Source organism: Pseudomonas campi, assembly GCF_013200955.2.
Lineage (GTDB): Bacteria > Pseudomonadota > Gammaproteobacteria > Pseudomonadales > Pseudomonadaceae > Aquipseudomonas > Aquipseudomonas campi.
The window spans coordinates 2,691,798-2,715,526 of the sequence record NZ_CP053697.2; the positions used below are offsets into that span (position 1 = coordinate 2,691,798).

22 protein-coding genes and 2 tRNA genes are annotated in these 23,729 nt (G+C 65.1%); 3 read left to right on the forward strand and 21 right to left on the reverse strand.

Annotation, left to right across the window (positions count from 1 at the left end):
- Nucleotides 1–27: 27 nt before the first annotated feature.
- The 4 genes from HNE05_RS12515 to HNE05_RS12530 are packed head-to-tail and all read right to left on the reverse strand — an operon-like array spanning nucleotide 28 to nucleotide 3,051.
- Nucleotides 28–291 carry a YeaC family protein gene (locus HNE05_RS12515; RefSeq protein ID WP_173207686.1) on the reverse strand — a complete coding sequence of 88 codons (264 nt, stop codon included), beginning with the start codon at nucleotides 289–291 and terminating at the stop codon, nucleotides 28–30.
- Between the two features lie 40 nt (nucleotides 292–331).
- Entirely contained in the window at nucleotides 332–1,195 is an 864-nt protein-coding gene (locus HNE05_RS12520; RefSeq protein WP_173207689.1) for a rhomboid family intramembrane serine protease, read from the reverse strand.
- Nucleotides 1,192–2,163 (reverse strand): metallophosphoesterase, encoded by a 972-nt coding sequence (locus tag HNE05_RS12525; RefSeq protein WP_173207692.1) that lies wholly within the window; start codon nucleotides 2,161–2,163, stop codon nucleotides 1,192–1,194. Before HNE05_RS12525 ends, HNE05_RS12520 begins: the two co-directional genes overlap by 4 nt.
- The gene (locus HNE05_RS12530) at nucleotides 2,164–3,051 is read right to left on the reverse strand and encodes an NAD(+) kinase (RefSeq protein ID WP_173207695.1); all 888 of its coding nucleotides are present in this window, start codon (nucleotides 3,049–3,051) and stop codon (nucleotides 2,164–2,166) included.
- A gap of 85 nt (nucleotides 3,052–3,136) precedes the next feature.
- On the opposite strand from HNE05_RS12530, the gene HNE05_RS12535 reads away from it, so the two are divergent.
- Nucleotides 3,137–4,084 (forward strand): DUF1853 family protein, encoded by a 948-nt coding sequence (locus tag HNE05_RS12535; protein ID WP_173207698.1) that lies wholly within the window; start codon nucleotides 3,137–3,139, stop codon nucleotides 4,082–4,084.
- Between the two features lie 108 nt (nucleotides 4,085–4,192).
- Here the strand turns inward: HNE05_RS12535 and HNE05_RS12540 are convergent, their stop codons facing one another.
- The 5 genes from HNE05_RS12540 to HNE05_RS12560 all read right to left on the reverse strand — a co-directional run bounded on the left by HNE05_RS12540 (nucleotide 4,193) and on the right by HNE05_RS12560 (nucleotide 10,393).
- A complete protein-coding gene (locus tag HNE05_RS12540) occupies nucleotides 4,193–5,302 on the reverse strand; it encodes a cyclic nucleotide-binding domain-containing protein (protein ID WP_173207701.1) in 1,110 nt (369 codons plus the stop codon).
- A 39-nt stretch (nucleotides 5,303–5,341) separates the two neighbouring features.
- A complete protein-coding gene (locus tag HNE05_RS12545; protein WP_173207704.1) occupies nucleotides 5,342–6,286 on the reverse strand; it encodes a 1-aminocyclopropane-1-carboxylate deaminase/D-cysteine desulfhydrase in 945 nt (314 codons plus the stop codon).
- Complete coding sequence (locus HNE05_RS12550) at nucleotides 6,286–7,656, reverse strand: chromosome partitioning protein ParA (RefSeq protein WP_173207707.1); 1,371 nt, start codon at nucleotides 7,654–7,656, stop codon at nucleotides 6,286–6,288. The genes HNE05_RS12545 and HNE05_RS12550 overlap by 1 nt, the downstream gene beginning before the upstream one ends.
- A 207-nt stretch (nucleotides 7,657–7,863) precedes the next feature.
- Complete coding sequence (locus HNE05_RS12555) at nucleotides 7,864–8,232, reverse strand: nuclear transport factor 2-like protein (RefSeq protein ID WP_173211668.1); 369 nt, start codon at nucleotides 8,230–8,232, stop codon at nucleotides 7,864–7,866.
- Nucleotides 8,233–8,359: 127 nt separating this feature from the next.
- Entirely contained in the window at nucleotides 8,360–10,393 is a 2,034-nt protein-coding gene (locus tag HNE05_RS12560) for an NADPH-dependent 2,4-dienoyl-CoA reductase (protein ID WP_173207710.1), read from the reverse strand.
- Between the two features lie 205 nt (nucleotides 10,394–10,598).
- Here HNE05_RS12560 and HNE05_RS12565 point away from each other — a divergent pair, with 205 nt between their 5' ends.
- Both HNE05_RS12565 and HNE05_RS12570 read left to right on the forward strand, forming a co-directional pair.
- Nucleotides 10,599–11,519, forward strand: coding sequence for a hydrolase (locus tag HNE05_RS12565; RefSeq protein WP_173207713.1), 921 nt, complete (start codon nucleotides 10,599–10,601; stop codon nucleotides 11,517–11,519).
- Nucleotides 11,516–12,553: an AraC family transcriptional regulator gene (locus HNE05_RS12570; RefSeq protein ID WP_173211669.1), complete on the forward strand. Its 1,038-nt coding sequence runs from the start codon at nucleotides 11,516–11,518 to the stop codon at nucleotides 12,551–12,553. The genes HNE05_RS12565 and HNE05_RS12570 overlap by 4 nt, the downstream gene beginning before the upstream one ends.
- 240 nt (nucleotides 12,554–12,793) lie before the next feature.
- On the opposite strand, the gene HNE05_RS12575 is transcribed toward HNE05_RS12570, so the two are convergent.
- The 12 genes from HNE05_RS12575 to HNE05_RS12630 form a co-directional block, all read right to left on the reverse strand.
- Nucleotides 12,794–12,870, reverse strand: a tRNA-Asp gene (locus tag HNE05_RS12575).
- Nucleotides 12,871–12,891: 21 nt separating this feature from the next.
- Nucleotides 12,892–12,967: transfer RNA gene (locus tag HNE05_RS12580), tRNA-Val, on the reverse strand.
- A 198-nt stretch (nucleotides 12,968–13,165) separates the two neighbouring features.
- Nucleotides 13,166–13,690 (reverse strand): type II secretion system protein M, encoded by a 525-nt coding sequence (locus HNE05_RS12585; protein ID WP_173207716.1) that lies wholly within the window; start codon nucleotides 13,688–13,690, stop codon nucleotides 13,166–13,168.
- Nucleotides 13,687–14,832 (reverse strand): type II secretion system protein GspL, encoded by a 1,146-nt coding sequence (gene gspL, locus HNE05_RS12590; protein WP_173207720.1) that lies wholly within the window; start codon nucleotides 14,830–14,832, stop codon nucleotides 13,687–13,689. The genes HNE05_RS12585 and gspL overlap by 4 nt, the downstream gene beginning before the upstream one ends.
- Nucleotides 14,829–15,782 carry a type II secretion system minor pseudopilin GspK gene (gene gspK / locus HNE05_RS12595; RefSeq protein WP_173207723.1) on the reverse strand — a complete coding sequence of 318 codons (954 nt, stop codon included), beginning with the start codon at nucleotides 15,780–15,782 and terminating at the stop codon, nucleotides 14,829–14,831. Before gspK ends, gspL begins: the two co-directional genes overlap by 4 nt.
- Nucleotides 15,779–16,468: a type II secretion system minor pseudopilin GspJ gene (gene gspJ, locus HNE05_RS12600; protein ID WP_173207726.1), complete on the reverse strand. Its 690-nt coding sequence runs from the start codon at nucleotides 16,466–16,468 to the stop codon at nucleotides 15,779–15,781. The genes gspK and gspJ overlap by 4 nt, the downstream gene beginning before the upstream one ends.
- On the reverse strand, nucleotides 16,465–16,854 hold the full coding sequence (gspI, locus tag HNE05_RS12605; RefSeq protein ID WP_173207729.1) for a type II secretion system minor pseudopilin GspI: 390 nt from the start codon (nucleotides 16,852–16,854) through the stop codon (nucleotides 16,465–16,467). Before gspI ends, gspJ begins: the two co-directional genes overlap by 4 nt.
- On the reverse strand, nucleotides 16,851–17,387 hold the full coding sequence (gene gspH, locus HNE05_RS12610; protein WP_173207731.1) for a type II secretion system minor pseudopilin GspH: 537 nt from the start codon (nucleotides 17,385–17,387) through the stop codon (nucleotides 16,851–16,853). The genes gspI and gspH overlap by 4 nt, the downstream gene beginning before the upstream one ends.
- Before the next feature lie 6 nt (nucleotides 17,388–17,393).
- The gene (gspG, locus tag HNE05_RS12615) at nucleotides 17,394–17,825 is read right to left on the reverse strand and encodes a type II secretion system major pseudopilin GspG (protein ID WP_173207733.1); all 432 of its coding nucleotides are present in this window, start codon (nucleotides 17,823–17,825) and stop codon (nucleotides 17,394–17,396) included.
- A gap of 4 nt (nucleotides 17,826–17,829) precedes the next feature.
- Nucleotides 17,830–19,044 carry a GspF family T2SS innner membrane protein variant XcpS gene (gene xcpS / locus HNE05_RS12620; RefSeq protein ID WP_173207735.1) on the reverse strand — a complete coding sequence of 405 codons (1,215 nt, stop codon included), beginning with the start codon at nucleotides 19,042–19,044 and terminating at the stop codon, nucleotides 17,830–17,832.
- Between the two features lie 16 nt (nucleotides 19,045–19,060).
- A complete protein-coding gene (gspE, locus tag HNE05_RS12625; protein ID WP_173207737.1) occupies nucleotides 19,061–20,572 on the reverse strand; it encodes a type II secretion system ATPase GspE in 1,512 nt (503 codons plus the stop codon).
- Between the two features lie 352 nt (nucleotides 20,573–20,924).
- Nucleotides 20,925–23,666 carry a peroxidase family protein gene (locus HNE05_RS12630; RefSeq protein WP_173207739.1) on the reverse strand — a complete coding sequence of 914 codons (2,742 nt, stop codon included), beginning with the start codon at nucleotides 23,664–23,666 and terminating at the stop codon, nucleotides 20,925–20,927.
- Nucleotides 23,667–23,729 lie beyond the last annotated feature (63 nt).

The following is a 23,729-nucleotide window of genomic DNA, read 5'->3' on the forward strand; positions in this document are numbered from 1 at the left end:
CAAGCGCAGTAGGCATTGGACAGTCTCTCAGTGCAGGGTGTCGTTGGATTTGAACAGGATATTGGGGATCGGCGCGGCGTGGGACTGGCATTCCTGCGGGCCCATGTAGCCGGTACGCTGCTCTTCGGGCAGGTTCTGCACTTCCCAGGCGATCATCGCCTGCAGCGACAGCTCCTTCTGTTCCTGGGTCAGCTTGCGGCCGTCCGGCCATTTGCCGATTTCCACCGCCAGTTTCAGGCTCTGGTAGATATCGGGGGTGATGTTTTCAATCATTTCGGCAAACGAGGACATCGCAAACTCCAACAGCAGGAGGCTAGAACAGGCAGGCAGTTTACCGGCGCGCGCGCGCCAGTGCACCGCCCAGCAGGCCGGTGGCACAGCCGGCGAGCAGGCCGCCGACATGCGCGGCGTTGGCAATGGCGCCAAAACCCAGCAGATCGACGGCGCCGCTCAGGCACACCAGCAGCCAGATCAGCATCATCACCAGCACACCGCGCGGCAATTGATAGGCGGCACTTGGTGCCAGCAGCTGGAAGATCCAGCAGTGGCCCAGCAGGCCGTAGAGCACGCCGGACAAACCACCAAACAGACCGTCGCCGCCAAACCAGAACTGCGCCAGGTTGGACAGCAGGCCGAGCAGCAGCGTCAGCCCCAGCAGCATCGAGCTGCCCTGACGGGCCTCGATGCGCCGGCCCAGCTCCCAGTACCACATGCCATTCATGGCCAGGTGCAGCCAGCCGAAGTGGATCAGCATCGGGGTGACCAGGCGCCACCACTGCCCGGCCTGCAAGCTCTCCAGCCAGGGCGTGAAGTAGGCGTAATCGCCCGCTACCCGATACGCCTGGAAGGTCAGCCAGTGCAGGATCGCGTGGTTTTCACCCAGGCTGGTAAAACCGGCGACCAGCAGGGCCAACAGCAGCACCAGTGCGGTCAACGGGCTGTCGCGCAGCTGCTGGGCAACCCCACGCCACGCTGGCGGCCGGCCGGGATCTGTCTGAGTCTGCGCTTCGCCACCTTGCGGGTAGCGCTGGAACAGCCCGCGCACATCTTCGGCCAGTTGCTCGTCCGGCACCCACAGCACCTGCTCGCCCGCCTCCTCACTGACCCGGTGCGGTACGTCGAGCTGGCGCAGCATGCGCACGAAACCGCTCAAGTCCTCGCCCAGCGGCCGGCGCAGCGCCGCCACGATGCTCATCGTGGCGCCTCCGGTGGCTCGACTTCGACCCAGACAAACTTGTCCGGGTCGATGCGGGTTTCCTGGTCCAGGCGATAGGCCACCAGCTTGCCGGCCATCACCGCGCTGTAGTCCAGGCAGGCCAGGTTGGGCCGGATCGGCGCCGGCAGGCCACGCCGCCAGTAGTGGCCGACGAACAACATCGGCTGATCCAGGCCGTATTGCAGCAGGCGGTTGCGGTCGTCCGGCGACAGTGGCGTGCGGGCCACTTCATCGGGCAAGGCATCGGGCTGGAACACCACGTCGCCGTAGGTTTGCGGGTTGTCTTCCCAGAATTTGGTACGGAAGAAGGCGCGGGTGAAGCCTTCTTCGCTGGTCAGGGTCAGGCCCTGCGGCAAACGCATGTCGGTACCGCGCAGCAGGCGTTCGAACACCCGGTTGGCGAAGCTGCCAGGCACGCCCGAGGCCTTGACGAAAGCCTCGTCGATGCGGCCATCGCTATGTTCGGCGCGCAGGGCGGCAATCAGCCCGGCATCCCAGCAGGCGTGCACCATACGGAAACGTCCGGCATCGAGAAACAGCGGCAGTTGGTAGAACCAGCCGAGGAAATCCTGCCAGTCGGCCGGGTGGCCCTCGAACTGCAGCAGGGTCTGCTCCAGCAGGCGCTCGTGACGCGGCGTGTGTTCACGCACGAACTGCTTGCCGCTGCCTTCCAGCGCCGGCGTACACCAGCCCAGGGCGTTGTATTCGTGGTTGCCCATGATGCACAGCGCCTGGCCCGCGGCGACCATGTCGTGGACCAGGTGCAGGGTCTCGCGGATACGCGGGCCACGGTCGATCAGGTCACCGAGGAACAGCGCCATGCGTTGCGGATGACGCCAGACGCCGGCATGCCGCAGGTAGCCCAGCTGTTCGAGCAGGCGCGCCAGGCTATGGGCACAACCGTGCACATCGCCAATCAGGTCATAGCCGCGCGCCGCATCCAGCATCTAGTCGTTGCCCCCTAGCCGGCTGCCCCAGCCCAGCTTGGTGCGGCAAGCCTCGTAGTAGTTGTGTCCGAGCGGGTGGATCAGGCGCAGCTTGTGCGGCTTCTTGGCCACCGTGATGGTGTCGCCGGGCGCGCAGGTGAAGTGGTTCTGGCCGTCGCAGGAAACCAGCGGGTAGATCGGCAGGTCATCCGCCACCACGACCTTCAACTCGCTGTTGCCATCGACCACGATCGGCCGGCTGGATAGGGTGTGCGGGTACATCGGCACGATGACCATGGCATCCAGCTTGGGGTGCATGATCGGCCCGCCGGCGGACAGCGAATAGGCGGTGGAGCCGGTCGGGGTGGCGATGATCAGGCCGTCGGCCTTCTGGCTGCAGACGAACTGGCCGTCGATATACAGCTCGAACTCGATCATCTTGGTCGACTTGCCCGGGTGCAGCACCACGTCGTTGAGCGCATCGCCCTGGCCGATGGCTTCGCCGTGGCGGCGCACCTCGGCTTCCAGGAGGAAGCGGCTCTCTTCGAGGAAATTGCCTTCGAGCACCTCGGCGACCTTCACTTCCAGCTCATCCGGGCGGATATCGGTGAGAAAGCCCAGGCTGCCACGGTTGATGCCGAGCACCGGAATCTTGTGCCGAGCCAGGGCACGGGCGGCGCCGAGCATGCTGCCATCGCCACCGACCACGATGACCAGGTCGCAGACCTCACCGAGGATCTTGCGCGAGCAGGTCTGCAGGCCGTGGCCCGGCAACACTTCGGCGATGGTGTCTTCGAGGATCACATGCAGGTGGCGGCCGATGAGGAATTTTTTCAGGCGGCGAATGGTATCCAGCACCTGCGCGCTACCCAGACGACCGATGATGCCGATATTGCGGAATTGCTCCATGGGGCGCTCTGCAACGGGAGGAATTGCCCGGATTATGGGCGAAAGGCCGGCACAGCGGCAAACCGGCCTCGGCTATGCTCGGCAAATGCACACCCTACCCCGCCTCGACGAGCTGCTCGAACAGCTGCGCCAACCCCAGGTACGCGACCTGGCCTGGGCCCTGCTCGCCCCGCCTTTGCTGCAGGACAGCGCCGGCTTGCCGCTGCGCCATCCGCTGACGGCCAGCAGTTGGCTGCGCGAGCCGCATCGACTAGGCGACTGGCTGCTGGGCCTGGAACGAGACAGCCATGTCCTGCAGCAGTTTCTCGCCACCGGCTCCAGTCGCCTTGGCCGTTATTACGAGCGTCTCTGGCAATTCGCCCTGCAGGCAGCGCCGGATGTGCACGTGCTGGCCGCTAACCTGCCAATCCGCGCCCAGGGCCGCACCCTCGGCGAACTGGACCTGCTGCTGCGCGATGCGGACGGCGTTCATCATCTGGAGCTGGCAATCAAGCTCTACCTCGGCCCACGTCGAGATCCCGGCACAGAAGCCGGGCACTGGCTGGGCCCGGCCAGTGACGATCGCCTGGGGCTCAAACTGCAGCACATGGCCGCGCACCAGCTGCCGCTATCGGCCACGCCGCAGGGGCGCAGCGCATTGGCCGGCATTAGCGCGGAACCCGCGCAGCCGGGCATGTGGCTGAGCGGCTACCTGTTCTATCCCTGGGCAACCCCCTGCGATACGCCAACCGGCGCCAATCTGCAGCACCTGCGCGGGCACTGGCTGCATCGGCGCGAGTGGGCAGACTTCACCGCGCAGGATAAAGAGGCGCACTGGCAGGTTCTGCCGCGCCAGGCCTGGTTGGCGCCGGCACGCTTGGCCACCGATCAGCTCTGCTCAGCCGAGCAACAGCGCGATTGGCTGGAGAGCCTGGCGCCAACGGCCCCCGCACAGCTGCTGGTACGTCTGCAGGCGGGTGCAGATGGCGACTGGCGGGAGGCCGAGCGGGTCTTCCTGGTCAGCGACGACTGGCCGAACGCGGCATCCCTGTAGGAGAGAGCTCTGCTCGCGAAGGGGCACGAGTTGGCTTGATTCGCGAGCAGAGCTCGCTCCTACGGGAAAGCGCATCAGCCCGATAAGCGCCCGCACTGCGGGCACACTTCAGTGACTGCGTTCGGTACGCCCGCCGGAACGAGCCAGATAGCCCGGGCCGCTTTCGCAGAGCAGGGCATCACGCTGAATCGGCGGCAGCGCATCCAGGCCATCGCGCAGGGCGTAGGCGCTGAAACCCAGCTGGGAGAGGAGGAATACCGCGCTGGCGCTGCGTTTGCCACTGTCGCAGTAACACAGGTAGGTCTTGCCCTTGTCCAGCAGACGGGTCTTCAGGCGTAGCAGCTGCAACGGCATGTTCAGGGAGTGCTGGGCATGGGAGCGTTCGTACTCGTCCTGCAGGCGCACATCCAGCCACTGCGCGCCATTGCCCAGCAGGCGCGCCGCCTCGCCGAAGGAGACTTCGTCGACCACTGGCGCCTTGAGCAGGGAGAAGAAATCCTGGCGATCCAGGCGCAGCACCACACCGGCCTCGATCATGGTGACACTGGCATTGCGTGGCTGATCGGAAAGCAGCGCCTCCTCACCAAAACACGCGCCAATCTCCAGCTCGGCCAGCACCTGGCGCGCACTGTCGGCACCGCGAATCACCTCGGCGCGGCCACTCTTGAGGAAATAGCAGCAGTCACCGCTCTCCCCCTCGACCAGCACGCGGCTGTCGGCCGGCAGATCGATCGGGTGCAGGCGTTCGAGCATGGCGCGCACGTTGGCCGGCGGGACCTTGGTGAACAGCGGGTTTTCCAGCAGCCGCTCCAGCCATTCGGTGTCTTCACCGTTACCCGCCAGCTCCAGCAGCAGGTCCTGGTAAGCCAGACGCCAGGTCAGCAAGCGTCCGAGGGTCGCGCTGTCCAGTGCCAGCACGCTGGCATCGCTGAGCGCACGTGCCTCATGCAGGCGCGGCAGGCTCGGTGAAAGCGGGTGGCAGCTGACTGCAGTGCCGGCCTGCAGGCGCTCTTCCTGGCCATCGACGCCACACAACAGCAGCTCGCCGGACAGCAGATAGTAGGTGGTACGTGCCTGGTCGCCCTGGCGAAACAGCAACTGCCCGGCCAGCAGGTGCTGCGGCACCAACTGGCTGCGCAACTCCCGCCATTGCTGTTCGGACAGCACATTGAGCGGGGTGAAACTGCGCAACTGTTCGGGATTCAGGGGCTCACTCATCAGAACCTATCCTTTGATTGTTCTTGTCGGCATCACTACTCATGGCACAGCCAACTCCTGCATGCGACCCGCGTGAGCCCTGCGCCCCTGCAAACCACCAGTATGCAGAAACAACAGGCGCGTGCCCCGCGCAAAGTAACCGGCCTCAACCTCGCGGCGCAATGCCAGCAGCGCCTTGGCCGTATAGACAGGTTCCAGAGGCAGGCCGGACTCGGCTTGCGCCTCGTCGATGAACGCCGCCAAATCTGCGTCTAGCCGGGCGAAACCACCGCGACTGGCATCCAGCAGACGATAACCGCCAGTTGCCTGCCCGGCCTCAGCCAGCAAGTTGATCACGGTACTTTCCACCCCCTGCCCCGGCGGTACGGCCAGCGCCCCATGTACCGGGTGGCGCCCCGCCTCGGCCAGTACCAACCCGGCCAGGGTGGTACCGGTACCCGCCGCCAACCACCAACCCTGATAATCGGCCCAGCCCAGTGGCGCCAGTTGCCCCTGCGCCATTTCAACTATAGCCGCGCAGGCCTGTGCCGCCGGCAACCCGGCGCCACCTTCGGCCACTGGATGCAAATGTGAATAGCGGTCCTGCCAGGGCAGCCAGAAGCCTGCCTGATGGCGCGCGCGATAACCGCCGTAACCCAGCCAGTGCAGGTGCATGCCCATGGCCTGCAGGTCGTCAGTGGTCGGGGTGTCCTGGGGCTCGCCACGCAGCAAGCCCACCGTCGGGAAAGCGAAGCGCTGCCCGGCTGCAGCCAGCGCATGCAGATGATTGGAATGAGCGCCGCCCAGGCTGATCAGCCCGTCGGCCCCGGCGGCTTCGGCAGCGGCCAGATGCGGGAGCAACTTGAACCACTTGTTGCCGCAAATCAGCGGATCGAGCAGATCGAGACGCAGCACCGCCACCTCGACACCCGCAGTCGCCAGCCAGCCCAGAGACAACCGCTGCAGAGGCGCACGCGGCGTCCAGTGCGGAACGCGCAGCGTCACTAGCTGACGGTACGCAAGCGGCTACCTGCCTTGTGCCGGGCGCAGCAGTTGGAATCGCCGATAACGAAGCGGCTGGGGGTTTCCACCCGGTCGATCGGCATCGCGCAGCGATCACCGGATGGCAAGCTCGCCTCGCAGGTGGGCTGCTGGTAATGACTCAGCCACTGACGATACTGCGCCTCGGAGACGAAGCACTTGGCCGCGGCATAGCTCATCGGGTTGTCCTGGTAACGGGCAATATCCTGCAGCGGGATGGTCAGGTGCCCGGCGCCCGGGTGATAGACCACGAACACCACACCGAGCTTGGAAAGACGTTCGAGAATCTGCCCGCCGCCCTGGCTGGCGAATTCGTCGCGCTCGCGCTTGAGGCGCTCCAGATCCTGCTGCAGCTGGGTGTCCTGCTCGGTGCGATAGGCCAGTTCGACATCACGAATGGCCACCTGCTCTTTATATTCGGCCACCGCAGCCGCCACCTTGGCCTGCAACTCGCTCTCGAACTGTGAGCGCAGGATATCCACCTCGGTTCGCCCGTGACGCTCCAGAGCACGCAGCTGCTGGGTCATTTCCTCGCGGCTTTTCTGCAGGGTCGCACCCTGCCCGCCCAACTGCTCTTTCAGGCTGGCGTTCAGTTCTTCCTGCTGACGCAGGGCCTGGTGCAGGTTGTGCACTTCGGTCTGCAGGCTGCGCAGGCGCTCTTCGCCGGCCAGCTTGAGGCGGGCTACTTCTTCTTCGTACTGTTTGCCCAGGGTGGTGATGCGCAACCGCTGCTGCTTGATCAGCTGAGCGGTCTTCAGGCGATGTTCCTGATCCTTCTGTTCGACCTGTTGTTGCGCCGCCTCACGCACGGCGTCAGGCGCCTGCCACTTGTCCTCGGCCACCATCTGCAGGCGCTCGGGCGATACCATCGCGGCGGAATCATCCTCCACCAGCAGGCCCAGGGCGTTACGCTTGACCGCATCGCGCAGCAGCACCAGATCATTCTTGCCCGGCGCCAGGCTCGGGTCCCACAGGTGCATCTGGTGCCAGGACACCGGGCACTGACTGCGACAGGCCAGGCGGATAGGACCGGCACCCAGATCGGGGCCGCGCCCGGCGTTGTCGGCCAAATGACGCAGCGGCAGGTTCCAGCCCGTATCGGCAGCGCCTTTTTCGTCGAAATCCAGGTAGAAGAACACCACGGAGCGGATCAACAGGCGCGGGTTGACCAGCAGGTAGGCCATGCGCACCTGCTCGTCGGCGAACTCCGGCATGTTGACCACACCGTCGAGCAATGCCTCGAACTCGGGAAAGAACATTTCCTTGCAGATACCGCGCTGTTCACTGAAGAACATCACGGCTTCGACCATCTGCGGTTTGTTCTGCATGCTCATGACTTTCCTCGCGACACCTGGCTGACACGTGCTGTCTTGCGAGCCATCTTCCTGGGCACGCGAAACCGGTAAAACAGGCATCACTCCCTGCCTCAGGCAAGTCTAGGGGAAAATGCAAAGCGGGCAATGTGACTGGGTTGGCAGTCACCTGCCGCCAGCCGCAGATGCGCCGGCGGCAGGATCAAACTGTGATGGGGTTTTGCGCAATCAGGCCGGCTTGGCTGCCAGAAAGGGGGCCAGACGCCTGCCCATCTCCTCACCGAGGGCCTGCAGGCCGCTCATCGGCCGAATCATGACCTCGAACTCGACGATCTTGCCGGCCTCGTCGAAGCGGATCATGTCGATGCCCTTGAGCTCACGCTCACCGACCTTGGCGCTGAATTCCAGCACCACGTTGAGGCCATCGGCGCTGGCCAGTTCGCGGTGATAGACGAAGTCGACGAACACCTTGCTCACGGTATTGAGAATCAGCGAGACCATGGGCGCGCCAGCATAGGGCTTGTGCGCCATGGGCGAACGGAACACCGCTTGCGGGTGCAGCAATTCAGGCAACGGACGCAGATCATTGTTCTGCATCAGGCCATGCCACTGCGCGAGGGTGGCGGCAGCTGCCGGTTGCAGTTGAAGGTTAGCGGACACGGGCTTCTCCTTATTGTTATGAGCCAGATGCAAAACGCCCCGCTTCGTGCGGGGCGTTTATCGGTCAGAGTTCGGCGGCGAGGCGCGAGCCCTGGTTGATCGCGCGCTTGGCGTCCAGCTCGCTGGCGACATCGGCGCCGCCGATCAGATGCACGTTCTGCCCGGCGGCAACCAGGCCATCCTGCAGCTCGCGCAGCGGATCCTGGCCGGCGCAGACGATCACCGTATCCACCGGCAGCACCTGCGGCTCGCCTTCGCCGATACGGATGTGCAGGCCGGCATCGTCGACCTTGAGGTACTCGACCGAGTTGAGCATCTGCACATTCTTGTTCTTCAGGCCGGTGCGGTGGATCCAGCCGGTGGTCTTGCCCAGGCCGTCGCCGACTTTGGATTTCTTGCGCTGCAACAGGAACACTTCACGCGCCGCCGGGTGCGGGTGGGCCTGAATACCCGCCACGCCGCCACGGGCTTCCAGCGCGCCGTCAATGCCCCACTCTTTCCAGAACTCCTCGCGGTTGAGACTGGTCGCCTCGCCTTGGTGAGTGATGAACTCGGACACGTCGAAGCCGATACCGCCGGCGCCAATCACCGCGACCTTCTGGCCGACCGGCTTGCGCTGCAGGATGGCGTCCAGGTAGCTGATCACCTTGGCGTGCTCGATGCCCGGAATGGCCGGAGTGCGCGGGGCGATACCGGTGGCGAGGATGACCTCGTCGAAGCCGCCCTTGGCCAAATCATCGGCACTGACGCGGGTATTCAGGCGCAGATCGACACCGGTGGTTTCCAGCTTGCGCTTGAAGTAGCGCAGGGTTTCAAAGAACTCTTCCTTGCCCGGCACGCGCTTGGCCACGTTGAACTGGCCGCCGATTTCGCTGGAGGAATCGAACAGGGTCACGCTGTGGCCACGCTCGGCGGCCACGGTGGCAGCGGACAGGCCCGCCGGACCGGCACCGACCACGGCGATCTTCTTCACCGTGGTGGTCGGGATGTAGTTCAGCTCGGTCTCGTGGCAGGCACGCGGGTTGACCAGGCAGCTGGTCAGCTTGCCGCCGAAGGTGTGGTCCAGGCAGGCCTGGTTGCAGCCGATGCAGGTGTTGATTTCGTCGGCGCGGCCGGCGGCGGCCTTGTTGACGAAATCCGGGTCGGCGAGGAAGGGGCGCGCCATGGAGACCATGTCGGCGTCACCTTCGGCCAGCACTTGCTCGGCCACTTCCGGGGTGTTGATGCGGTTGGTGGTGATCAGCGGAATGCTCACCTCGCCGCGCAGCTTGGCGGTGACCTTGGTGAACGCGGCACGCGGTACCTTGGTGGCGATGGTCGGGATGCGCGCTTCGTGCCAGCCGATACCGGTGTTGATGATGGTCGCGCCGGCCTTCTCGATGGCCTTGGCCAGCAGGACGATCTCGTCCCAGGTGCTGCCGCCTTCGACCAGGTCGAGCATCGACAGGCGGTAGATGATGATGAAGTTCGGGCCGACGGCCTCACGCACGCGGCGGACGATCTCCAGCGGCAGACGCATACGATTTTCGTAGCTGCCGCCCCAGCGGTCGGTGCGGTGGTTGGTGTGGGCCACCAGGAACTGATTGATGAAGTAGCCTTCCGAACCCATGATCTCGACGCCGTCGTACTCGGCCTGCTGGGCCAGCACGGAGCAGTTGATGAAGTCCTGGATCTGCTTCTCGATGCCTTCCTCGTCCAGCTCTTTCGGCTTGAACGGGTTGATCGGCGCCTGGATCGCGCTCGGCGCTACCGATTTCGGGCTGTAGGCATAACGGCCGGCATGCAGGATCTGCATGCAGATCTTGCCGTCCGCCTCGTGCACCGCACGGGTAACGATCTTGTGCTTTTCCGCTTCTTCCGGGGTGGTCAGCTTGGCTGCGCCGGAATACACGCCGCCCTCATCGTTCGGGCCAATACCGCCGGTGACCATCAGGCCGACACCGCCGCGGGCGCGCTCGGCGAAGTAGGCCGCCATGCGCTCGAAGCCATTGGCCTTTTCTTCCAGGCCGGTGTGCATGGAGCCCATCAGGGTGCGGTTCTTCAGGGTGGTGAAGCCGAGGTCGAGGGGAGCCAGCAGGTGCGGGTAACGAGCGGTCATGGAGTTCTCCAGAGCAGGCTTGAGCAATTCACGGGATGCCGCAGTCTCAACAGGACCGCGATCGGTTATGCAGCAGAAGATAAAGAGCCGCCGCCGGGCGCTCAATGATCAAAACTAACAACTTATTGATCAAAAATAGCAGCTCGACTTGGCTTTGTCGGCTCACTCCCCTACCCTCATCGACGAATCCCTCAACAGCACCGCCATGCGTATTCTGCTCTCCCTGCTACTCGCCACCCTCCTGCTCGGCCTCGCCGGCAGCTACCTGTTCTGGCTGCGCGACGCACCACCCGGCCACTACCTCACCGATCTGCGCACCGATATCGCAGAGCTGGGCGGACCTGCGGACTGGCACGGCAACCTGCTGACCCTCAACCCCGCCCTGTATCCCAGCGACTACAGCAGCCCGCAACAGCTCAGCCGCAAGCTCGACAGCATCCTGCTACAGGCACGCGACAACGCCCTGCTGACGCCGGAGACGGTGGTGATCCTGCCCGCCCAAATCGGCACCTGGCTGTTGCTCAGCCACGAAAAACCGCAGGTCTATAGCGCCCGCAGCCTCGACGAGGTGAAACTGCAGCTGGCACTGAACAATCCGCTCAGCCTGCTGCGCACCTGGCTATTCACCGATGACGCCTCCTGGAACGAACTGCTGCTGCGCATGAAGGCGCAACAAGCGGCGGACGATTACCTCAAGGTCTTCACCCATCTGGCGCGCAAGCACGCCGTGACCCTGCACGCCGGCAGCATCACCCTGCCCTCACCGCAACTGCTCGATGGCCGCATCGTCACCGGTTATGGCGAGCTGCAGGCGTTCGGCCTGACCTTCGCCAGCGATGGCAGCATCCTCGGCCCGCCACGCAGCCAGAGCCTGCTGGCCAGCAGCGTCGCACCCCAGCCCATCGAGCAGACGCTGGGCGAGGATCTGCTCAGCACCCAGGGCAATGGTGGCAATGGCCCACCGCTCGAAATCGTCACCTTGCGGCGCAACCAGAGCATCGCCAGCAGCGTGACATTCCTGCGTGGCCGGCTCTGGCCGCTGCAAACCGATCAGATCCACCTGCGGCTCACGGCAGCGACGTCTGACAGCCACAGCCAGTTGCTGAATTTCTGGGTCGCGCCCTGAAAAGCTCACGTGTGCGCCTGGGCGACTTGTCCGTGGGTTTCATCCACGGCCTGATCGCCGCCGTGCGCGAAGCCGGACAGGATCCTGCCCCCCTGCTCGCCCAGTTCGGCCTGGACGCCGCGCGCCTGGCAGAGCCGCAGGGGCGCCTGTCCATTCCACGCTACATGCGCCTGGGCCACGCGGCCATGCAGCAATGCAGCGAGCCGGCCCTGGGCCTGTGCATGGGCCGCCTCAGCCACCTCAGCCAGTTGGGGCTGGCCGGCATCACTGCCGCGCAGGCGCCCAACCTGCGTGAAGCGGCCCGCACCCTCACGCGTTTCGAGCCGCTGTATGCGCACAACTACCGCGGCCAGTCGAGTTTCCACGAAGACAGCCAGGGTGCCTGGCTGCGCTTCTATTCGATCAGCCCGTACAACGCCTACAACCGTTTCGTGGTCGATTCGGTACTGGCCGGCTGGCACAGCCACCTGGGCCAACTGGCCGACATGCCATTGAAAGTGGAAAAGGTCGAGATCGAGTTCGCCGCCCCCAGCTATGCCGAGCGCTATGGCGCCGCTTTCGGTTGCCCGGTGGAGTTCTCCGCCGGCGCCAACCAGCTACGCCTGAACCAGGCCAGCCTGGCGCTGCGCAACCCGGCGCACTGCCCGAGTACCTGGCAGCAATTGCTAGCCCTGTGCGAACGCGAACTGGAACAACTGACCCGCACCCGCAGCCTGCGCGAGCGCATCACGCGCCTGCTAGGGCCATTGCTGCATGGCCGGGAACCGGATCTGGAGGAAGTGGCGGCACGCCTGCAACTGCCGGTGTGGACACTGCGGCGCAAGCTGGCGGAAGAAGGGACGCAATACCGGGCGATTCTCAACGATACCCGGCGCGATCTGGCGATGGCCTATATCCGCGATACCGAACTGGCGTTCGGCGAAATTGCCTATCTGCTCGGCTTTGCCTCGGCAGAGGCCTTTCAGCGGGCCTTCAAGCGCTGGAGCGGGCAGACTCCGGGGGAGTTCCGCCGCCACCAGCGCCTACAGCCCTGAGAGCATTCACAGCTCGGTGGCGTCTTCGGCGGGTTCCGCCGGATCGCGCTCATCGGCGTGACAGTCAAGCAGTTCTTCTACGTAATCATCCATTGGGCTTTCTCCTGTTGTGACGGCATGACCTAAACAAAGACCATGCCAACAGCCTGAAGATTCCCGATGACAAGGCGATGACAGTAAAAATTTTTCCGCCAGATGCGAAAAACCCCCAGCTCTTGCGAGCTGAGGGCTTCTCTAATATGGCGCAGCGGACGGGACTCGAACCCGCGACCCCCGGCGTGACAGGCCGGTATTCTAACCGACTGAACTACCGCTGCGCGTCGGTTCTCGCAAGAGACTGGTGGGTGATGACGGGATCGAACCGCCGACCCTCTGCTTGTAAGGCAGATGCTCTCCCGGCTGAGCTAATCACCCGAGTAGCCTTGCGAGGTGGCGAAATTTACGCAGCTGGCTCACCTAAGTCAACACCCTGCTTGAAGTTTTTTTCTTTGAGGTGGTTTTAGCGAGTATTTCCCCGCCCCGTCATCAGGCACGCAGTCGCTGCAGACGGGCGCTATAAGCCCGCACATTTTTAGTGCAAAGACGAGCCGTAATGCCTCCTGACGGTGATTTTCAAGCGCCACTGCGCAGCAACAGCCGACTGCTCACCAGCTCCTTGTCGGCCCGCTCCAGGCCGGCCTCGTCGACCCGCACGCCCTGCTCTTCCAGGCTCACCAGCCAGCGCAGCAAGCGACTGAATTCGGCAGGCTGCAGGCTGACCTGCACGGCACCGTCGCCCTGGCTGTCCAGGCGCTCGACATTCAGTCCATGGCTGCTGGCGCTGGCAGTCACCAGACCCTGCAACTGCGCCGGATCGACGCTGACCTGCGGCTTGCCGCTCTGCTCACGCAGCTGCGGCGCATGCTCCTGCAAGTACTGGTGCAAGACACGCTGCTGCTGCAGGTAGTCACGCGCCTGCACCACCTGCTGCGCCGCCGGGCGCCAGAGCGCCAGGTAGAGCAGCGCCAGCAACAGGAACAGACCGAGCAGGCCCAGGGCCAGACGATCACGCGACGGCAGGCCGCGCCAGTACGGCAGCAGGCCAAGCTGCTCCAGGCGCGCCTGCAGTGGCTCAGTCAGTCGATTGAAACGGCTCATCCATTACCCCCGATCACCAGGCGCGCACTGACGCCATTGTCCTCGCGACTGGCCGAGCCCATCTCGACCACCAGCCCTGCCTGCTGCAGGCGCGTACGCAAGCGCTCCAGGGCGGCGAAATCCTGGGCCTGCAGGTTCAACGCCAGGTCGCCGCGCTGGGAATTGAAATCCAGCTGTTCGACGCGCACCTGCGCGCCCTCGGCGTTGATCGCCTGCGCCGCCTGATCGAGCAGACCGAGCAAGAGGTTCTGCCCGCTGCCTTCGGCCTCGGCCAGGTGCTGATCGAACTGTGCACGCAGGTTGATCAGCTTGTTGTCATCCGGGAACAGCTCGCGGTACAGCGCCTCGCTGGCGCTGGCGTAGCCCTCGGCCTCGCGCTGCAACTGCCAGCCCTGCACCAGGTTGAAGCCCCACTGCAGCACCAGCCACAGACCGAGCAGCGCCAGCAGCGGACGCCAGCGCCCCAGATCATGGCTTGTTTCGCGACGGGCGAAGGCACCCTGGGCCAGGTTGCCGCCCGCTTTCTGCTGGGCCAGCCAGACATAGGGCTGGGCCAGTTCGTGGCACTCGTCGACCTGCGCCGGCACGGCCTGACCGACCGCCACATGCGCCACCCGTGGCGCCGGACAGAGCGCCTGCAGCTGCGGCCAATCCGGCGCCTGCAGGGCCAGGCGCGCCTCACCGCTGCCGCCGAGCAACCAGCGCTCGCCGAGGCAAAGCAACTGGCTGCCTTCACCGCCGAGCAGGTCGGCATCCACCTCTATTCGCTGCGGCAGACAGGCACCACAGAGCGCCAGCCAGGCGCCCAGCCAGTCGCGACGCACGGCATACACGCGCTGACGACCATCGGCCAGGGTCTCGCCGACGCACAAATGGAACAGCTCGACATCCTCGGCCAGCAGCTCTTCCACGGCGAACGGCAGCGCTTTCTGCAACCAGCGCGCCTTGGTGGTCGGCAACTGCACGACACACACGGTCACCGCCTCCACCGGCAAAATCAGCCGCCAGGCCTGATCTGCCGCCGGCACGGCCGTGGCAAACGGCAACGGCTCGACCGCCCCACTCTGCACGCGCCGCACCGGCAGCTCGGGATCGACGACAGAACAGGCTGCCGGCGGCAGAAACACACAAAGCGCACTCATTGCTTGGACTCCTTGGAGGGCTCAGGCGGCGCAATGCCGCTCTGCCCCAGATCACGCGCCAGCACACGGACGCGCCCATCATTGCCACGTTGCAGATAACTGACCAGCACCTGGCGGCGCTCGCCCAGGCTCGCCTCGCTGATCACCTGAAAATACTGACTGCCGATATCCAGACCCGCTGTGTCCTGCATGCCGAGCTGCTGGGCAAAACCCGCAAGGTCACGATAACCACCGCGTTGCTGCATGGCCACCACCCCATCCAGCGCCGACGCTGAAGCATTCGCGTTCAGGCTGGCCAACACCTGGGCGCTGGCGGTGTTCACATTCAGCCTGGCCTCGACCGGCAAGGCGCAGACGAACGGCAGCAAACGCCGATACTCGGCCTCTTTCATGCCCAGCAGCAGGCGCAGCTCGGACACCTCGCGAATCAGCCCGGGCCCGGTGCGATAGGGCGGCTGCAGCAGCAGGTACTGGGCATCCTCGGCGCCATTGCCGCCGAGGTTTTCCTGGTCCTGATCCAGCCAGTCCTGCAGGCGCTCGGCATATTCGACAGGAATCTGCAGCTGCTGCAGCAGCAGGCGCAAACGCTCCAGGGCAATTGCACTGCCGTTGGCCAGGCTATTGAGGTTGAAGCGCCCGGACAAATCGACGATGCGCAGGCGCAGCTCGCCGCCTTCATCCAGGGGAAAACTCAGTTTCGGGTTGGCCCAGGGCTCGCCCAGATGATCCAGCGGCTGGCGCGGATCGCCCTCGCGCAGGTCACGCTGCAGGATCGCCTTGGCCAGCAGCTCGCCGCCCTCGGCGTAGTACTGCGCCTGGCGCACCAGCAACTGGTTGCCAGTGCTGCGGATGGCCAGCTGCTGGCGCAGTACCAAACCGGTGCAGACCACGCTGACCAGGGCCACCACCAGCAGCACGGTGATCAGCGCCACCCCACGCTGGCGACTCATGCTGACGGCTCCGGCACGGGCTCTTCAGGCAGCAACTCGCCGCCGTCGCCACCAGGCACGCCCGGCTGGACCTGTTCGGCGGTTTCCGGCAGACGCCAGAGGCGCCGCAACTCACCGTAATGACGCTGTTCGATAACCAGCTCGACGGCCTTGGGCAACAAGGTCAGCGAATCCTCTGTACTGCTATTGGCCGGCGGCCAGCTCTGCAACCAGCGCCCCTCATCATCGAGAAAGCGCAGTTCGAAACGCTGCACCCCGCCAAGCGCCTGCTGCACGCGCGGCTGGCTGTCCTGCGCCTGATCCAGCACCGCCCAGTAACTGCGCTGCCATTGCTCGCCCTGCAACTGCCAGCGCACCCGCTGCAAGGTGGCGCGATTCAGGCCGAGTGGATTGCGCCAGCCATTGCGGGTGAACTCCAGGTTGCTGGCCGTACCGCTGTCACCGAGCATGCTCGGCTGCACGTCCCCCAGCGGATCGCGCACCGGTCGCCGCCACACCTGCAGCAGATCGCGCTCGAAGGCTGCCATGGCGCGGGTCAGCTCGCGCAGGCGCTGCTCCTGGGCACGCTGGCTGCGGTCGGCCTGCATCACGCTGTCGAACATGCGGTAGGTGGCCAGGCCGAGCAGCGCGAAGATGGCAATGGCGATCAGCAGTTCGAGCAGGGTGAAGCCACGGTTGCGCCTCATGGCTCGCTCCCGAGGAAGCCGCTGAGGGTCACCAGCGCCTGCTCCTCGACCTTGCCGCGCAAGCCACTCTCGGGGCGCAAGGCCACCCAGATGGTGACGCGGCGCATGCCCGGATCGCTGGTCGCCTGCACCTGGCTCTGCCACAGCCAGCGCCGCCCGGCGTAGGTTTCTTCGCCCTTCTCGCTGCCGTCGTCCGGCGGCGTCTCGGCCAGTTGCAGCTCCTGCATGCGGTTGTCCGCCAGCCACAGGGCGAAGGTTTTGTCTTCCAGGCGCGCGGCGGTCTGCAGTGAACGCGCGGTGGCGGTCAGCACGCTGGCGGCGACCAGGGCGAAGATGCCCAGGGCCACCAGCACTTCCAGCAGGGTAAAACCGCGCGCGCGATTCATGGCGCCTTACCCGGCGACTTTTCCGCCTCGATCAGCGGCTCGCTGAAGCCGTCGCTGGAAATCAGCAGCGCCGGGCCACCGCGCTCGCGCCCGGACAGGCGCAGGCGGAACGGGCTGAGCTCGCCGCTGGAGAGGATCAGCAGCTGCGGTACTGGCATCTTCGCCGCGCCCTTGCCGGTAGGGCTGGGCAGGGTCAGGGCCTGTTCGTCCAGCTCGATGCTCAGCTCCACCCAGTCGGGCAGGCCGTGCACCCTGGCGTCGTCTTCCAGCGCCTGCCACTGACCACGCTGCGGCTCGTAACGCAGCACCTGGTAGGACTGACGCTCGAAGCGCACACCGTATTCGCGGTTATCCAGCACGGCTTCGTCGAGCAGCACGCGCAGCAGGCCAGCCAGACGCTCGGCTTCGTCGTGTAGTTGGCGCGCCGGGCTGGCGGCCATGCCGCTGCCGAGCACGGCCATGCCGGTCAGGGCGCCGAGTATCACCAGCACCACCAGCAACTCGACCAAGGTGAAGCCGCGCGCGGCTCTCATCGAGAATCAGAGTTCCCAGTTGCCAATATCGGCGTCGCCGCCCTCGCCGCCTTCCTGGCCGTCGGCGCCCAGGGAGTAGAGGTCGATCTTGCCGTGGGTGCCCGGCGCCAGGTACAGGTAGGTGTTACCCCACGGATCGACCGGCAGCTTCTTCAGGTAGCCCTCGGCGTTCCAGTTCTTCGCCGGCGGGTTGCCGGTGGGTTTCTTCACCAGCGCCTCGAGGCCCTGCTGGGTGCTCGGGTAGTTCTGGTTATCCAGCTTGTACATGTCCAGGGCCGCACCGATGGCACGGATGTCGTTCTGTGCGACTGTGACCTTGGCCTGATCCGGCCGGCCCATCACCTGCGGCACCACGAGTGCGGCGAGGATGCCGAGGATCACCACCACCACCATGATCTCGATCAGGGTGAAGCCACCTTGTTTACCCAGCTTACTCATCGTTTCAACCCACCAGTTGGTTCAAAGACAGAATCGGCAGGAGGATGGCCAGCACGATCACCAGCACCACCGCCCCCATGAAGACCAGCATGAACGGCTCGAACAGCCCCACCAGCAGGCCGATGGTGGCCGCCAGGTCGTTTTCCTGATTGCGCGCGGTGCGCGCCAGCATCTGGTCCAGCTCGCCGGAGCGTTCGCCGCTGGCGATCATGTGCAGCATCATCGGCGGGAACTGTCGGCTGGCCTCCAGTGCCCGCGACAGGCTGCCGCCCTCGCGCACGCGCTGGGTGGCCTGGATCACATCGCTGCGGATCACCCGGTTGACCACAACTTCGCTGCCAATCGCCAACGCCTCGACCAACGGCACGCCGCTGCGCACCAGGATCGCCAGGGTCGAGGCGAAGCGCGCGGTCTCGGTGGCGCGGATCAGCCCACCGACCAACGGCACGCGCAGGACGAAACCGTGCCAGCGCTGGCGCATGCCCTCCTCGCGTATCGCCCGGCGAAAGCCCAGCACGCCGAGCACGATAAGGATCAGCGCCAGCCAGCCCCAGCCCTTGACCAGTTCGCTGACCAAAATCAGGCCACGGGTCAGCGCCGGCAGGGTCTGCCCGGAATCGATAAACACCCGCACCACGTCCGGCACCACGTAGCCGAGCAGGAAGCCGACGATGATCAGCGAGGTGATCATCAGGATCAGTGGATAGAGCAGCGCCAGCTGCACCTTCTGCCGCGACTGCTGGCGTTGCTCGGTGTAGTCGGCCAGTTGTTCCAGCACCGGGCCGAGGTGGCCGGCATGCTCGCCGGCGGCCACGGTGGCGCGGTACAGCTCGGGAAACGCCGCCGGAAACGCCGCCAGGCTGGCAGCCAGGCCGTGACCTTCGAGCACGCGGGCGCGCACGGCCAGCAGCATCGACTGGATGCGCGGCTGGCGCGACTGCGCGGCGGCGGCGCGCAAGGCTTCCTCAATCGGCAGCGCGGCGCTGATCAGGGTCGCCAGCTGGCGGGTGACCAGGGCCAGGTCGCGCGCGGCCAGCCCACGGCGCAGGCTGAAACCGCTGCCCTGCGGCGCCTCGCGGCTGCGCATGGCCTCCACCTGCAAAGGCGCCAGTTGCTTCTCGCGCAGCAGCTGGCGCACCTGGCGGGCGCTGTCGGCTTCCAGGACGCCTTTCTGCTGGCGGCCCTTGGCGTCGAGGGCGATGTATTCGAAGGCAGCCATCAGTCTTTCCTAGCCATCAGTCTTCTCGGGTGACGCGCAGCACTTCTTCCAGGGTGGTCACCCCTTCCAGCACCTTGCGCCGGCCGTCTTCGCGGATGCCGGGGCCGAGGCTGCGGGCGTGGCGGGTCAGTTCCTGTTCGCCGGCGCCGTTGTGCACCAGGGTGCGCATCTGCTCGTCGAAGATCACCAGTTCGTAGATGCCGGTCCGCCCGCGGTAGCCCTGCTGGTGGCATTCGCTGCAGCCCTGGGCGTGGTAGATGGTCGGCGCGGCGTGCGGGTCGAGGCCGAGCAGCCGGCATTCGGCCTCGTCGGCCGGGCGCGCATCGCGGCAGTGCGGGCAGAGCACGCGCACCAGGCGCTGGGCCAGCACGCCGAGCAGGGAGGAAGACAGCAGGAACGGCTCGACACCCATGTCGACCAGGCGAGTGACCGCGCCGACCGCGCTGTTGGTGTGCAAGGTGGACAACACCAGGTGGCCGGTGAGCGAGGCCTGCACGGCGATGTCGGCGGTTTCCTGGTCGCGGATTTCGCCGACCATCACCACGTCCGGGTCCTGGCGCAGGATGGCGCGCAGGCCACGGGCAAAGGTCATGTCGACGCGCGGGTTGACCTGGGTCTGGCCGATGCCTTCGAGGTAGTACTCAATCGGGTCTTCGACGGTGAGGATGTTGCGTGAGCGGTCATTCAGGGTGACCAGGCCGGCGTACAGCGTCGTGGTCTTGCCCGAGCCGGTGGGGCCGGTGACCAGCAGGATGCCGTGGGGCTTGCGCAGGTTTTCGTCGAGCAGGCGGCGGTCGCGCTCGCTCATGCCCAGGTGGGTGAGCGACAAGCGCCCGGCCTGTTTGTCGAGCAGGCGCAGCACCACGCGCTCGCCGTTGGCCGAGGGCAAGGTGGAGACGCGGATATCGACTTCACGGCCGCCGACCTTGAGCGAGATACGCCCGTCCTGCGGCACGCGCTTCTCGGCGATGTCCAACCGGGCCATGACCTTGACCCGCGAGACCAGCAATGCCGCCAGCTCGCGGCGCGGTTCGATCACTTCACGGAGGATGCCGTCGACGCGAAAGCGCACCACTAAACGTTTTTCGAAGGTTTCCAGGTGGATATCGGAGGCGCCGGCCTTGATCGCCTCGCCGAGGATGGCGTTGATCAGGCGGATGATCGGTGCGTCATCTTCCTGCTCCAGCAGGTCGCCGGATTCCGGGGTCATTTCCGCCAGGCTGGCCAGGTCCAGCTCGGCGCCCAGGCCTTCAGCCATCAGGCGTACTTCCGAGGAGTCGCGCTGGTAGGCGGTGGTCAGGGCCTGTTCGAATTCGGCGGGGGCCAGCCAGTGCAGCGGCAGCACCTGGCGGGCAAAGCGCTGGGCTTCCTGCAGAGCGGCCAGGGTCGCGCCTTCGCGCAGGCACAGGCTGACCTGGCCGGCGTCTTCGCGTAGCAGCACGCCGTGACGTTTGGCAAAGGCGAAGGGCAGCGGGCGCAGGGGCACGACTGCCGGAGCCGCTAGCGCGGCGTGAATATCGCTGGACATGCGCGGGCCCGTTCCTGAATGGCGGATTGCATCGGTTCTTAGAACCTGTTTGGGATCTTTTGAGCTAGAGCCAGGCAAGGCGAAATTGGGCGAGGACGCGGAATTTACGAGGTGTAAATGAGCAGTCCGAGGCCAATTTCAACGCAGCATGGCCGACGATCAAGAGATCCGAGACAGGTTCTTATTGTTATATGGCGCAATGGAGCGGCCAAGTTAACGGATTCAGTGGAAAAATAAAGGCTCGTGATTGCGCTTTGTCGCGACAGTGCGGGCAATCACAGAACAGCGCTGGATAAAAAAGGCCCCGGCATGAGCCGGGGCCTGGTGTTACGGGGCGGTTTGCGCCGCCGTTTTACTTGTCTTCGTGGCGCTGATGCTTGAAGAACACCCCGCTGTCACCGAACGCCGAGGCGACCAGCGGCGAGGTCAGCTCCAGCTCACCCACTTTCACCGCACTGCTGCGGCGTTGCTGGGCGTAGTTGCGGCTGGTGGACGGGATGATGGAGGTCTTGATCTCCATCGAGGTGGCGTACACGTCATACAGCTTGGTACCGGCGGTCAGGGTCACCAGATCGTTGCGGAAGTCGTGAGCGGCAGTGGAGAAACGGCTGCGCAGCTCGCTTTTCGGCACGAAGTAGATCTGCGTCGGCGCCTTGGGCGTGCTCACGGCCTGACCGTTCTGCGCGACCTTGGCGAAGTCGTCAACGCGCAGCAGGGTCGGCTTCAGGCTCACCGCCGAGAACAGGATGGTGGTGCCCAGGGTGTCGTTGACTTCCGGCACCACGTACTGCGAGAGCTCGTTGGCGAAGAAGTTGTAGTTGCTGCCCTGGCCGCTGAGGCTGTAGAGCGCGGAGACGTTCTGCGACGGCTTGCCGTTGACGAAGGCCTTCCACGCCAGCCCCGGCTGGAAGCCGTTCCTGGCCGGATCGCCGGCTACCGACAGGCGCAGCAGGCCGCTGTCGGCACCCTGGAACAGACCGGTGTAGGGGTTACCCGGAACCGCAATGAACTTGACCTTGGCCATCACGCCATTGGGGTGCATGGCCTTTTCATGGCCCACCGGGGCGACGTCGGTGCGCGTCTGCACCTTCTTCCACAGCACCGAGCCGATCAGCCCACCAACGTCCACCGGCGGGATCACCGGCAACTGGCCTTCGGCGTACTGGGTGCGCAGCGCACCGTTAACCCACAGGTTGTCCTGCTTGGCCTGGGCCGGCCAGCTTTCGTAGTCGGCCGGGATGTTCAGGCCCCAGGGTTTGAAGGCGTTTTCCACGCCCAGCAGGCTGCTGTCCAACTGCGGGTTGTGGCGCTTGAGCACGTCGACCATGGTGGTGTTTTCCACCCAGGCCAGACCTTCGGCGGTGTACACCTCGGGACGGTAGTCCTTGGTGTAGAAGCGGTCGGTCATCAGGCGGCGCGAGGCGTTCATGATGAAGATCTGGAAGGCCGTTTCACCGAAGGCGAAGCCGTCCGGACGCACGGTTTCGGCGAGCATGCCGACCAGGGTGTCGATCTTCTCGATGTCGTTACCATAGACCCGTTTGAGGTTGGCCAGGGCTACCGGCTCGGTGGTCAGGTCCTCGAACTTGGTGATCGGGTTGAGGCCGATCTCGCGGCGGAACTCGTTGTAGCGCGGTACGCCACGCTCACGATCACGCAGCACGTCGACGGTCGCCAGGTCGATGTTGCCGACCAGCGGAATCGACAGGTTGCGCAGGAAGTTCGGGTAGTTGTTGAGGGTCAGCGAACCCGGATTGGTGATCCCGAAGGAGTACCACAGGCGCTCCGGGCTTTCGCTGGACAGCAGATCCTCGGCGTCACCGTCGCGGGTGTTGGGCAGCGGGATCGAGTTGGCGATCACGTTCGAGCCGATGTCGTAGACATCCACCTTGTCGCGCATCAGCGGGTGCATGCGGTACACGGCGACGAACTCTTCGGTGAGGGTGTACGGCACGCCGTAGTTGTTCGGATTGGTCGAGCCGACGATGCCCGCCAGGGCATGGGAGATGGTGGCACTGCCGACATTCTCCGGGTCGATGCCGAGGATGCGCAAGACGAAGGAGTTGGAGCTGGCCAGGTCCTCCTGCAGCATGCGCGCCTCGTCCTGGTACTTGTCGCGGTTCGGCCCGGAACCCAGCAGGCCCCACCAGTTGGCGTACATGGCGCGTTCGGTGACCGGGTTGGCGATTACCGCCGGGGTCCATTCCACGGTGTGGATCTTGGCCATCAGCGCCGAGTTGACCAGGCGCGCGCGGTCATACAGCCACTGGTCGCTCTGGCTCGGATACTTCTGCTTGAGCATGCTGGCGATGGCGTTGTGTTCCTTGGTGAACAGCTGGTGCAGCATGCTCAGACCGACCCACCAGTTCTCGTTGACGCCGGTGATCGGCTTGCCGCTGAGAAACTCGCTGGGCAGGGTGCCATCGGCGTTGATCTTTAGCTTGCCATCGACGAAGGAACGCACCTTGTCGTTGGTTTCCTTGCTGCTGCCGTACAGCTGCGAGCCGTCCCACCAATGGGTGTTGTGGTTGCGGTAGGTCTGCGGCTTGCCGGCTTCGGCGGCGGTGCGGGTCGGATCAAGCTGGGTGCGGCGTACCGACAGCGCGCCACTGCCGAAGGAGTCGCCGGCCGGCAGCGGAATCTGGATCGGGTTGTCTTCGGCGTTAGGGCCGTGGTCGACCCAGTCATGGACCATGAACTGAATCCACGAGGCGGCGATGAAGTTGAGGCTAGGCGCCGGCTTGAACTCGCCACGGGCCATCAGCAGGTTACTGACTTCACGCGGGTTGGGGCTGAGCAGGGTGTCTGCTTCGGTTTCACCATGGGTGACCGTCGGGTCGACGTTACGCCCGAAACGCCGGTAGACCGAGCCTTCGGCCGGGTTGGCGAGGATGTTACAGGTGCCATCCTCGGTGCGTGCGCCCTGACTGCGCGCATCGCAGGTGAGGTTGGCGTTGGCCGCCGGCAGGTTGTCGACGTCGAACAGGTTGTTCTTGAACAGCACATCGCGCTCGAGCGCGAGCGTGATCAGGCCGGCATAAATGCCCAGGGTGCCGAGCTTGACCAGACTCGGCCATGTGACCCAAACAGACATGGCTATATCTCCCGATTTTTATTGTATTAGCTACGGTTGGGGGGCCGGTTTTTCCGGCTGCCG

What these genes read in the sequence shown, in the direction of transcription:
- HNE05_RS12585 (WP_173207716.1), bottom strand. Translation starts at nt 13,690, where the DNA reads ATGAGCCGTTTCAATCGACTGACTGAGCCACTGCAGGCGCGCCTGGAG.
- gspJ (WP_173207726.1), bottom strand. Translation starts at nt 16,468, where the DNA reads ATGAGGCGCAACCGTGGCTTCACCCTGCTCGAACTGCTGATCGCCATT.
- HNE05_RS12540 (WP_173207701.1), bottom strand. Translation starts at nt 5,302, where the DNA reads ATGAGTGAGCCCCTGAATCCCGAACAGTTGCGCAGTTTCACCCCGCTC.
- gspI (WP_173207729.1), bottom strand. Translation starts at nt 16,854, where the DNA reads ATGAATCGCGCGCGCGGTTTTACCCTGCTGGAAGTGCTGGTGGCCCTG.
- xcpS (WP_173207735.1), bottom strand. Translation starts at nt 19,044, where the DNA reads ATGGCTGCCTTCGAATACATCGCCCTCGACGCCAAGGGCCGCCAGCAG.
- HNE05_RS12530 (WP_173207695.1), bottom strand. Translation starts at nt 3,051, where the DNA reads ATGGAGCAATTCCGCAATATCGGCATCATCGGTCGTCTGGGTAGCGCG.
- HNE05_RS12535 (WP_173207698.1), top strand. Translation starts at nt 3,137, where the DNA reads ATGCACACCCTACCCCGCCTCGACGAGCTGCTCGAACAGCTGCGCCAA.
- gspK (WP_173207723.1), bottom strand. Translation starts at nt 15,782, where the DNA reads ATGAGTCGCCAGCGTGGGGTGGCGCTGATCACCGTGCTGCTGGTGGTG.
- HNE05_RS12550 (WP_173207707.1), bottom strand. Translation starts at nt 7,656, where the DNA reads ATGAGCATGCAGAACAAACCGCAGATGGTCGAAGCCGTGATGTTCTTC.
- HNE05_RS12520 (WP_173207689.1), bottom strand. Translation starts at nt 1,195, where the DNA reads ATGAGCATCGTGGCGGCGCTGCGCCGGCCGCTGGGCGAGGACTTGAGC.
- HNE05_RS12560 (WP_173207710.1), bottom strand. Translation starts at nt 10,393, where the DNA reads ATGACCGCTCGTTACCCGCACCTGCTGGCTCCCCTCGACCTCGGCTTC.
- HNE05_RS12555 (WP_173211668.1), bottom strand. Translation starts at nt 8,232, where the DNA reads ATGCAGAACAATGATCTGCGTCCGTTGCCTGAATTGCTGCACCCGCAA.
- HNE05_RS12525 (WP_173207692.1), bottom strand. Translation starts at nt 2,163, where the DNA reads ATGCTGGATGCGGCGCGCGGCTATGACCTGATTGGCGATGTGCACGGT.
- HNE05_RS12630 (WP_173207739.1), bottom strand. Translation starts at nt 23,666, where the DNA reads ATGTCTGTTTGGGTCACATGGCCGAGTCTGGTCAAGCTCGGCACCCTG.
- gspG (WP_173207733.1), bottom strand. Translation starts at nt 17,825, where the DNA reads ATGAGTAAGCTGGGTAAACAAGGTGGCTTCACCCTGATCGAGATCATG.
- HNE05_RS12565 (WP_173207713.1), top strand. Translation starts at nt 10,599, where the DNA reads ATGCGTATTCTGCTCTCCCTGCTACTCGCCACCCTCCTGCTCGGCCTC.
- gspH (WP_173207731.1), bottom strand. Translation starts at nt 17,387, where the DNA reads ATGAGAGCCGCGCGCGGCTTCACCTTGGTCGAGTTGCTGGTGGTGCTG.
- gspL (WP_173207720.1), bottom strand. Translation starts at nt 14,832, where the DNA reads ATGAGTGCGCTTTGTGTGTTTCTGCCGCCGGCAGCCTGTTCTGTCGTC.
- gspE (WP_173207737.1), bottom strand. Translation starts at nt 20,572, where the DNA reads ATGTCCAGCGATATTCACGCCGCGCTAGCGGCTCCGGCAGTCGTGCCC.
- HNE05_RS12515 (WP_173207686.1), bottom strand. Translation starts at nt 291, where the DNA reads ATGTCCTCGTTTGCCGAAATGATTGAAAACATCACCCCCGATATCTAC.